Origin of the sequence: Mycolicibacter sinensis, assembly GCF_001667945.1 — a bacterium.
GTDB classification, from domain to species: Bacteria; Actinomycetota; Actinomycetes; order Mycobacteriales; family Mycobacteriaceae; genus Mycobacterium; species Mycobacterium sinense_B.
This window is the reverse complement of sequence record NZ_LZJK01000090.1, coordinates 1-10,331: the sequence shown is the minus strand read 5'-3', so window position 1 is coordinate 10,331 and position 10,331 is coordinate 1. Positions and strand designations below refer to the sequence as shown.

The 10,331-nt window shown below is 69.3% G+C and carries 8 protein-coding genes; 4 read left to right on the top strand and 4 right to left on the bottom strand.

The genetic code is table 11. From position 1 onward, the window contains the following. On the top strand, positions 1 to 1,504 hold a 1,504-nt coding region (gene fadD4, locus A5694_RS12595), incomplete at its 5' end, for a fatty-acid--CoA ligase FadD4 (RefSeq protein ID WP_064922174.1). A 42-nt stretch (positions 1,505 to 1,546) separates the two neighbouring features. Next, a complete protein-coding gene (locus tag A5694_RS12590) occupies positions 1,547 to 2,488 on the top strand; it encodes a LysR family transcriptional regulator (protein ID WP_064922173.1) in 942 nt (313 codons plus the stop codon). A 7-nt stretch (positions 2,489 to 2,495) separates the two neighbouring features. On the opposite strand, the gene A5694_RS12585 is transcribed toward A5694_RS12590, so the two are convergent. Next, positions 2,496 to 3,533 carry an FAD-dependent oxidoreductase gene (locus A5694_RS12585; protein ID WP_064922172.1) on the bottom strand — a complete coding sequence of 346 codons (1,038 nt, stop codon included), beginning with the start codon at positions 3,531 to 3,533 and terminating at the stop codon, positions 2,496 to 2,498. Between the two features lie 270 nt (positions 3,534 to 3,803). Here A5694_RS12585 and A5694_RS25085 point away from each other — a divergent pair, with 270 nt between their 5' ends. Next, entirely contained in the window at positions 3,804 to 6,695 is a 2,892-nt protein-coding gene (locus A5694_RS25085) for a PGRS repeat-containing protein (protein WP_064922171.1), read from the top strand. Between the two features lie 62 nt (positions 6,696 to 6,757). On the opposite strand, the gene A5694_RS12575 is transcribed toward A5694_RS25085, so the two are convergent. Next, a complete protein-coding gene (locus A5694_RS12575; RefSeq protein WP_064922175.1) occupies positions 6,758 to 7,924 on the bottom strand; it encodes an acyl-CoA dehydrogenase family protein in 1,167 nt (388 codons plus the stop codon). Between the two features lie 27 nt (positions 7,925 to 7,951). On the opposite strand from A5694_RS12575, the gene A5694_RS12570 reads away from it, so the two are divergent. Then, on the top strand, positions 7,952 to 8,920 hold the full coding sequence (locus A5694_RS12570; RefSeq protein ID WP_064922170.1) for a MaoC family dehydratase: 969 nt from the start codon (positions 7,952 to 7,954) through the stop codon (positions 8,918 to 8,920). On the opposite strand, the gene A5694_RS12565 is transcribed toward A5694_RS12570, so the two are convergent. Both A5694_RS12565 and A5694_RS12560 read right to left on the bottom strand, forming a co-directional pair. Beyond that, positions 8,917 to 10,074, bottom strand: a complete 1,158-nt coding sequence (locus A5694_RS12565) for an acyl-CoA dehydrogenase family protein (protein WP_064922169.1) — start codon at positions 10,072 to 10,074, stop codon at positions 8,917 to 8,919. The two genes, A5694_RS12570 and A5694_RS12565, sit on opposite strands and share 4 nt — an antisense overlap. 1 nt (position 10,075) lies before the next feature. Continuing rightward, positions 10,076 to 10,331: acyl-CoA dehydrogenase family protein (locus A5694_RS12560; protein ID WP_131809577.1), on the bottom strand; the 256-nt coding region annotated here is incomplete at its 5' end.

The window sequence follows — 10,331 nt, the reverse complement described above, 5'->3', positions numbered from 1 at the left end:
ACATCTCGGTGCCGACAAGCCGGCCATCATCTTGCATCCGTCGGGCACCGTCATCACCTTCGACGAGCTCGAAGCCCGCGCCACCCGGTTGGCGCACTTCTTCCGCCGCGCCGGACTCGTCGAGGGCGACACCGTCGCGATTCTCATGGAGAACAACGAGCACATCCATGCGGTGATGTGGGCGGCGCGGCGCAGCGGCCTGTACTACGTGCCGATCAACACCCACCTGACCGCGGCCGAGGCCGCCTACATCATCGACAACAGCTCCGCCAAGGCCGTCATCGGATCAGCGGCCCTACGCCAGACCTGCGAGGACCTGGCGGAGCACCTGCCGAATGGCCTCCCGGACCTGCTGCTGATCGCCGATGACGATCTCGACGGCTGGCAGCGTTACCCGGAATGCGTTGCCGATCAACCCATTACGCCGATCGACGACGAGATCGAGGGTGACCTGCTGCAGTACTCGTCGGGGACCACCGGGCGGCCGAAGGGGATCAAACGTGCGCTGCCACACCTGCCGCCCGCCGAGGCGCCGGGCCTGATGACGATGCTGGTGTCGGTCTGGATGACCCCCGACTCGGTCTATCTGAGCCCGGCGCCGCTGTATCACACGGCCCCATCGGTGTGGTCGATGACCGCGCAGGCCGCTGGGATCACCACCGTGGTGCTGGAGAAATTCGACCCGGAAGGGTGCCTCGACGCGGTGCAGCGCTACCGGGTCACCCACGCCCAGTTCGTCCCCGCCCACTTCACCCGGATGCTCAAACTCCCTGAGAAAACACGGGATTCGTATGACGTTTCCAGCCTGCAGCGGGTGATGCACGCGGCGGCGCCCTGCCCGATCGAGATCAAGAAACAGATGATCGACTGGTGGGGGCCGATCATCGACGAATACTATGCCTCCTCCGAAGCGCACGGCTCGACGTTGATCAGCGCCGAGGACTGGCTCGCTCATCCCGGCTCCGTCGGCAAACCGATGCTGGGGGCGGTGCACATCCTCGACGAGAACGGCAATGAGGTGCCCGCCGGCGAGGCCGGGGAGATCTACTTCGAGGGCGGTAATGCCTTCGAATACCTCAACGACCCGGAGAAGACGGCCAATTCGCGCGACAGCCATGGCTGGATCACCGTCGGCGACGTCGGCTACCTCGACGAGGAAGGGTATCTGTACCTCACCGACCGTCGCCACCACATGATCATCTCGGGCGGCGTCAACATCTACCCGCAGGAAGCCGAGAACCTGTTGGTCACCCATCCGAAGGTGATGGACGCGGCGGTGTTCGGGATACCCGACGACGAGATGGGGCAGAGCGTCAAAGCGGTGGTGCAGACCGTCGACCCAGCCGATGCCACTGACGCCTTCGCGGACGAGCTGTCGGCTTGGCTGCGGGAACGGTTGGCGCACTACAAGTGTCCGCGTTCGATCTCCTTCGAGGCGCAACTGCCGCGCACCGACACCGGCAAGCTGTACAAGAACGGACTGGTGGCGAAGTACTCGTTGTGACCGGCCGCGGGCCAGCAACGTGCGTTTGTGGTTAGGTGATTCATGGCGCTCAGTTCCCGCATGCCCGAACTGTCGGCCTTCGAAGTGCTGCTGGCAGTCGCCAAGACCGGCAGCCTCGGCGCCGCAGGACGGGAACTCGGATTGACCCAGCAGGCGGTGTCCGCGCGGCTGACCTCGATCGAAGCCCAGACCGGGGTGCAGCTGGCAATCCGTACCGTACGCGGCTCACGGCTGACGCCCGCCGGAGTCGTTGTCGCGCAATGGGCAGACCGGCTCTTGGACGTTGCCCACCAGGTGGATGTCGGGCTGGCCTCCCTGCGCAGTGAAAGCCGCAAGCGGTTGAAGGTACTGGCCAGCCTGACGATCGCCGAACAGCTCATGCCGCGGTGGCTGGTGTCCATGCAGGCCACGGCGGCCCGAGCCGGTCGCGAAGCACCCGAAGTCATTCTCACCGCCGCCAACAGCGAACAGGTGATAGCGGGGGTCCGCGACGGCGCCGCCGACCTCGGGTTCATCGAAAGCCCGGGTGCCCCTGCCGGCCTGCGCAGCCGCGTCATCGGTTGTGACGAGCTCGTCGTGATTGCGCGGCCCGACCACAAGTGGTCGCGCCGGGCCACCGGCGTGAGTTCCGCCGAACTCGCCCAGACGCCCCTTGTCACCCGCGAACCGGGTTCGGGGACCCGTGATTTCCTCGAGTCCGCGCTGCGCACCGCACTGGGGGACGGCGCTGAGCTGGCCGCGCCCCTGTTGGAGCTGTCTTCGGCGGCCGCGGTGCGCAGTGCGGTCCTGGCGGGCGCGGGGCCGGCGGTGATGAGCCGGCTGGCCGTCGCTGACGACCTCGCCGTCGGGCGGCTCACACGCCTCGCGGCACCCGAGCTGGATCTGCGCCGTGAACTGCGTGCCATCTGGGTGGGCGGACGCACACCGCCCGCCGGCGCGGTCCGAGACTTCCTCAGCTACATCGCGAGCACCGCCGCCTCCTAGACCGGCGCTAGGTGCTGTAGCGCAGCCACAGCGGCAAGGCGTCGTCGAGCAACTGCATGAACTTGTACAACCCGACTCGATACTCGCCGGAGCCCAACGGGTTGGTCCGGTATTCGGGGAAGGCGATGCCGATCCCGAACAGCCCGGGCGCCAGAATTCCGTTGCTGGCATCGTAATTCAGCGGCCCCCATTGCGGCGTCAGCGGAAGCCGTCTGCGCTCGAATCCGACTGTGTAGACGACGTGGCTGCACTGCTGGAGGCGTTCGCCGAACTCGGGACCGGTCACCAGGCACCTGTCCAGGCGTTGCGGGTAGGTCCCATCGATGTTCTCGCGGGCCCACCGGGCGGCCTGCCCTTTGAGGCCGGTGTCGTCGAACAATATCCAATCCTGTAGGTAGACCGCGTATTTGAGCGGACTCCGATAGAAGTTGGTTACCCGCTGCACCGGGGTGCTGAGCAGATTCGGCAGGGCGATCATCGCTGAGTGAGACGAGCCGAACACCGCGACGCGCGCGCCGTCGAGGGCGACCCGCTCGAGTTTGGCGGGATCGAGGGCTGTTTCGATCGGAATCTCTTCAAGCCCGGGGTAGCTGAGCTTCTTGGGAACCGACCCGACCGCAAGGATCACGTTCTTCGCGGCGATCTCCCCGTGGTCGGTGTGCACCGTCCAGTGGCGGTCGGCTAACCAGAGCTCCTTGGCGGTCGTTCGTACGGGTGTGACCTGGTCGCACAGTTGGCGGGAGACCCACACCAGGGGGTCGGCGACCACGCGCAGGGGGCAGGTCTGCTCCGGATCGATGGTGCTCAGCTCGAATCGGGGCGCCTGCCCGAAGCCAAAGGACGCAGAGGCGTTCAGGTAATCCAGAAACAGTCCGACTTGGGTGTTGCTCGGGACAGCCCGCCATTTGGCGCCGAGATCGCCGGCGCCGAACTCCGGATCTATCCAGGTGATCTCAGGGCCAGGGATGCCATGGTCGAGTAGGCGGCCCACCGCGGCGATGCCGGCCGGGCCCGCGCCGATCACGGCCCAGGAATAGGTGCTCACCCTTTGATGGTCCATCGGGCAGTATCCCGCCGGTAGGGCCGGACGGCTTGGCGGCCCACAAACGCGCCTTGTGGCCCGTCGCCGCCGCGAGGCGCTTTCCGTGGCCCTCAGAACGCGAACCCGGTGGCTCGGCCCTTCTGGCACACAGCGGTTCTCTGAAATGGACATTTGACCAAATTGGCGCTAATGTCAGCAGCCGTCGACGGGGGCTCAGGAACTGTTAAGGCACGCGCCAGACTTGGCACGGCTTAAAAGAAGGGAACGCCAGGGATGGCACAGACGCGGCGGGATAACGGGACTTTCGGGAAGCGGTCGCGGCGGCGTGACCGCGCCATCGGGGCGGCCGCCTCGGTCGGGGCGTTCTTGGCGTTCGGCATGGCTCCCCTGGCGGCCGCACCGGCAGCGCAGGCCGACGACTTAGGCGTGGACGCGTTCTGGGACTTCTTCGGCCTGGGCGACAGCAACACCACCTCGGGCTTTGACCTGTTCGACGCCACCGCGTGGGGCGTCCCGGGCGCTGCCGACGGTGGACTGTTCGACGCTGACTTCGCCCAGATGTGGCAGGACACCTTCTACCTGCCGCTGCACGGCATGCTGCAGGACTGGATCAATTCTGACTTCGGCTCGAGCGTCAACGGCGTCATCAACCAGATCTTTGCGCCGTTCACCGAGGGCTTCTGCGGGATGATCTGCAACGGCGCCGACGGCACTGCCGAGAGCGTCAACGGTCAAGCCGGTGGCCTGTGGTTCGGCGACGGCGGCAGCGGCTGGTCATCGAACATCGAGGGTGTGGCCGGCGGTAACGGTGGGCACGCCGGTGGTATCGGCAACGGTGGCGACGGCGGTGCCGGTGGCCTGGGCGCTGACGGCGGCAACGGCGGTCATGGCGGCGAGATGTGGGGCAACGGCGGCGACGGTGGCGCCGGCGGTAACGGCACCGCGACGCTGGACGCCGGTGACGGCGGCAACGGTGGTAGCTCGGGTCAGGCCCAGGACTTCTTCGGCATGGGCGCCTGGGGCAACGGCGGCAACGGTGGAGCCGGCGGCGCCGGCTGGACCGGCACCAACGGCACCACGGGCGCCGACGGTAATGGCACCAACGGTGTCGCCGGTGGCAACGCCGGTAACGGCGGTGCCGGTGGCGACGGTTCGTCCTTCGTCGGGATCGGTGGCAACGGTGGTGCCGGCGGTGTCGGCGGTGCCGGTGGCCACGGCGGTAACGGCGCAGCCGGTGCCGCGGGCACCTTCGCGGGCAACGGCTCTGGCGACGGTGCCACGGGCGGTAGCGGCGGCAACGGTGCTGCCGGTGGTAAGGGCGGCGCCGGTGGTGCCGCCGGTGTGGGCGGTTCGGCTAACGGCTCGGCCGGTGCCGACGGCAACGGCGGTGTTGGCGGCAACGGCGGCCGCGGCGGCGACGGTGGTGCCGGTAGTGAGGGCATCGCGGCGGCGGGCCTCGGCGCTGCCGGCGGTAACGGCGGCAATGGTGGCGCGGGCGGCAACGGCGGTTCGGCCGGTGCCGGCGGTGCGGCCGGCGGCAGCGGGGCCACCGTGGGCGCCAACGGTGTCGACGGCAATGGCGGCAGCGGTGGAAACGGTGGTAGCGGTGCCGCCGGAACTGACGGTGCTGGTGGAACGAGCGGCAACCCCGACGGTGCGAACGGCGGAATCGGCGGCGCGGGTGGTGACGGCGGTGCTGGTGGCGAAAGCGGTGGCGCCACGGGCTTCGGCGGTAACGGTGGCGACGGCGGTACCGGCGCTGCTGGTGGTAGCGGTGGTAACGGCGTTGACGGGGCGTCCGGCACCTTCGCCAACGGCGGTTCTGGAAACGGCGTGGCCGGCGGCAACGGTGGTAACGGCGCGGTCGGCGGCAAGGGCGGTGCCGGCGGCGCCGCCGGCACCGGTGGTGCCGGCAATGGTTCTGCGGGTAGCAACGGCAACGGAGGCGCCGGCGGCAACGGCGGCCTCGGCGGCGACGGTGGCGCGGGTGCCAACGGCGTCGCGGTCAACGGCGTCGGCGCGGACGGCGTCAACGGCGGCGATGGTGGCGCCGGCGGCGACGGTGGTGCGGCCGCTGCCGGCGGTGCGGCCGGCGGCAGCGGAGCCACCGCAGGCGCCCACGGCGTCGACGGCGACGGCGGCAACGGCGGCAACGGCGGCGACGCATCGGCGGCGACCGACGGACGCAACGGCGTCAACGGATCGACGGCGGCTGGCGGCGGCACCGTTGAACCCGCCATTCCGGCGACCAGCGGCGGCAACGGCGCCGTCGGTGGCACCGGCGGTGCCGGTGGTAATGGCGGCGGCGACGCCGGCAACGGCGGCAACGGTGGTAACGGCGGTGCCGGTTCTGACGGCGGCAACGGCGGCCGCGGCAGCGTCGGGATCCACACCGACACCGACTCCGTGCACGGCCTGTACAACGTTCCGGGTAACGGCGGGTCGGGCGGTGCCGGCGGCAACGGCGGCGCGGCCGGTCAGGGTGCGGCCAACGGCAACGACGGCCAGATCGGTGACGGCGGTGCCGGCGGTAACGGCGGTGACGGCGGCGACCTGGCCGACGTGACCGAGCACGCCTCCGTTGAGGGCCCGGGCGGCTCCGGCACCATGGGTCCGCAGGGCTCGGCCGGAACCGGTGGTGTGGGTGGCGCCGGCGGCTCTGGTGCCACTGGCGGTGCCGGCGGCAACGGCGGCAACGGCGGTAGCGACCCGAACGCGGGCGGTGCGCACGGCGGCAATGGCGGTAACGGTGGTGCCGGCGGGGCAGGCCTGGCGAACGCCGACGGCAGCGGCGGCGTTGGTGGCGACGGCGGTGCCGGCGGTAACGGCGGCGACGGCAGCAACATCCGCTGGGGCGACCCGGACTGGCAGACCACCTCCGGTGACTCCTCCTCGGGCCCGATCGACAACGTCCACGGCGGAGCCGGCGGTGACGGGGGCGCCGGTGGCGCCGGCGCCACCACCGGCGGCAACGGCGGTAACGGCGGTAACGGCGGCGACGTCATCACCCCGCACCTCGGGCCCGACGGCCTCAACGGCGGCGCCGGTGACACCCCGGGTACCGGCAGCACCGGTGGCACCGCGGGTGCCGGTGGTGCCGCGGGCACCGGACCGGACGCCGGTGACGCCGGACAGGCCGGCACCCCTGGCGGGGTCCTCCCGTAGTAGTCCGAACAGCGCAAGAGAATCACCCCGCGCAATCGTGCGGGGTGATTCTCGTTGGGTGGCTAGATCCCGCCGCGGGCCACCAGTTGCGCAGCGATCACATTGCGCTGAATCTCGTTGGTGCCCTCGCCCACGATCATCAGTGGTGCATCCCGGAAGTAGCGTTCGACGTCGTACTCGGTGGAATACCCGTAGCCGCCGTGGATCCGCACCGCGTTGAGCGCGATCTCCATGGCGGTCTCGGAGGCGAACAGCTTGGCCATGCCGGCTTCCATGTCGCAGCGCTGGCCGCTGTCGTAGCGCTCGGCGGCGTACCGGGTGAGCTGGCGGGCGGCGGTGAGCTTAGTGGCCATGTCGGCCAGGTAATTGCCGACGCTTTGATGTTTCCAGATCGGCTGACCGAAACTCTCGCGCTGTTGGGCGTAGGCCAGCGCATCCTCTAGCGCGGCGGTGGCCACCCCCAGCGCCCGCGCCGCCACCTGAATGCGGCCGGTCTCCAGGCCCTTCATCATCTGCGCGAAACCGCGCCCGGGAACACCGCCGAGTACTGCGGTGGCCGGCACCCGGCAGTCGTCGAAGCTCAGTTCACAGCTCTCCACGCCCTTGTAGCCCAACTTGGGCAGGTCCCGCGAGATCGCCAGCCCGTCAATCGGGTTGTCCACCAACACCACCGAGATCCCGCTATGCCGCGGGGTGGCCTTCGGATCGGTTTTGGCCAGCAGCGCGATCAGCCCCGAGTAGCGGGCATTGGAAATCCAGGTTTTGGCCCCGTTGATCACCAGGGCGTCCGGGGTGGCCGGAGACGGTACAGCGGTGGTCGTCATGTTCTGCAGGTCGCTGCCGCCGCCCGGCTCGGTCAGTGCCATGGTGGCCCGTAACTGCCCGGTGGCCATGGCCGGCAGGTAACGGCGCTTCTGCTCGTCGGACCCGAACAGGGTCAGCAGTTTGGCGACGACGGTGTGCCCGCCCATCGCTCCGGCCAAGCTCATCCAGCCGCGCGCCAGCTCGCTGGTGATCAGTACGTAGCACGGCATCGACACGGGTGTGCCGCCGTACTCCTCCGGCACCGCCAGCCCGTAGATGCCGAGGTGCTTCATCTGCTCGATCCAGGCCTCCGGGTAGGCGTTGGCATGCTCGACATCGCGGACCGACGGCTTCACCTCCCGATCGACGAACTGGCGCACGGTCTCGACCAGGATCGACTCTTCGTCGGTCAGTGAGGACGTCATCGGTTCACCGTATGTCAGGATTTCCAGATGACCAGCGGGCCCTACTTCGACGAACTCCATGTCGGCCAGGTGTTCGACGCGGCGCCGGCGATGACGCTGACGGCGGGGGCCGCGGCGCTGCATCAGGCGATCCTCGGGGACCGGCTGCGGCTGCCGCTGGACGCCCAGCTGTCCCACGTGGTGACCGGGGCGCCGATGCCGCTGGCTCACCCCGGTCTGGTGTGCGACGTCGCGATCGGGCAGTCCACGCTGGCCACCCGACGCGTCAAGGCCAACCTGTTCTACCGGGGCCTGGCGTTTTTTCACTTCCCGGTGATCGGCGACACCTTGTTCACCCGGACCGAAGTCGTGGGCCTCAAACAGAATTCACCCAAGCCCGGCCGGGAGCCTACCGGGCTGGTGGCACTGCGGGTGACCACCATCGACCAGGCCGACCGGCTGGTGCTCGACTTCTACCGCTGCGCGATGCTGCCGCTGTCGCCCCATGCAGCCGACACCGGCCACCACGACGATCTGTCCACCATCGGCGCCGGACTCGCGGCGCCGACGGATGTCACCGCGCACTGGGACGCCGAGGAGTTCCGGCAGCGGGTGCCGGGGCCGCACTTCGATCCCGGCTTGGCCGGGCAGGTGCTGTCCAGCACCGGCGACGTCGTGACATCGGCCGCCGAGTTGGCCCGCCTGACCCTCAATATCGCTGCTACTCACCATGATTCGCGGGTAGCAGGCCGGCGCCTGGTCTACGGCGGACACACCATCGGGCTGGCGTTGGCGCAGGCCTGCCGGTTGCTGCCGAATCTGGTCACGGTGCTGGGCTGGCGGTCGTGCGATCACACCGGGCCGGTCCACGAAGGCGACACCCTCTACAGCGAACTGCACGTGGAGTCGGCCGCCGACAACGTGCTGGAGCTGCGGTCGCTGGTTTATGCCGTCGGCGACGCGGGCGAGCCGGATCGCCAGGTGCTGGACTGGCGTTTCGCCGCCCTGCAGTTCTAGTGCGGCAGGTCGCGGAACGGGGCATCCCGGTAAGGATCGGGCTCCTTGGGTAAGCCGAGCACCCGCTCACCGATGATGTTGCGCTGAATCTGATCGGTGCCGCCTCCGATGGAGGTGAAGTAGGCGTTGAGCGCCCGGAACGTCACCGCGTCACCGACCGGATTCTCCGGGCCGGCCAGCATCGCTTCGGCGCCGACGACCTCGGTGGCCACCCGGGCCGTCTCGTGCAGAATCCTCGACATCGCGATCTTGCCGAGCGCCAGCAGGGCCGCGGCCTCCGCGCGGTCGGTGCTGGCCTTGGCCCGCTGGGTGTTCCACCGGTTCACCGTGGACAGCGCGTGCGCGCGGGCGACCTGCTGGCGAATGTGGGAGTCGCCGAGACAGCCGGCGTCGCGGGCCAATTCGACCAAGTCGCCGGACTTCTCCCGGCGGCCGCGGGTGGTGCGGGCGACATCGCCCATCAGCCGACGCTCGTAGCCCAACGCGACCTGCAGCACCGACCAGCCGGCGCCCGGCTCGCCGATCCGGTTCGCGTCCGGCACCCGGGCGTCGGTCAAGAACACCTCGTTGAACTCCGATTCGCCGGTGATCTGATGGATCGGGCGGATTTCCACGCCGGGCTGACGCATCGGCAGCATGAAGAACGTGATGCCGTTGTGCTTGGGAACGTCGGGGTCGGTGCGCGCCACCAGCATCCCGTAGTCGGCGGTGGTCGCGAACGATGTCCATACCTTCTGGCCGTTGATGATCCAGTCGTCACCATCGCGTTCGGCGCGGGTGCGCAGGCCGGCCAGATCCGATCCGGCGCCGGGTTCGCTGTAGAGCAGGCACCACTTGCTCTCCCCGCGTAACGCCGGGGGCAGCAGCCTGCGCTTCTGTTCTTCGGAGCCGCAGTCGTGGATGGTGCAGGCGAACAGATCGGCTCGGTCGTGTCCGGTGCCCGGCGCCCCGGCGGCTGCGAATTCCGCTGCCACCAACCGGGATTGGCGGTCAGTGAGGCCGCGGCCGTAGCATCCCGTCGCCCAGGATGGCGCCGTCCAACCGGCCTCGAACACGGCTTGCGCGAATCTCGCACGGTCGATGTCCGGCGACCAGTTGGCCGCCAGCCAGTTGCGGACCTCAGCGCGCAGCGCGTCGTCGTCGATGTCGGTCATCTCATGCCCCGATCTCGTGCAGGTAGCGCTCGCGGTGCCAAGACGGGCTGCCGAACAGGTGGGCATCGCCGCGCGCGCGGCGCAGGTACCGGTGGGCGGGGTGTTCCCAGGTGAACCCGATACCGCCGTGCACCTGAATGTTGGTGGCGCCCACGAACACGAATGCGTCCGAGCAGTAGGCCTGCGCCAGCGCGAGGTCGGCGAGCCAGCCCACTGAGCCGTCGGCGGCGGCCGCGGCGACGTGACGTGCGGCCGAC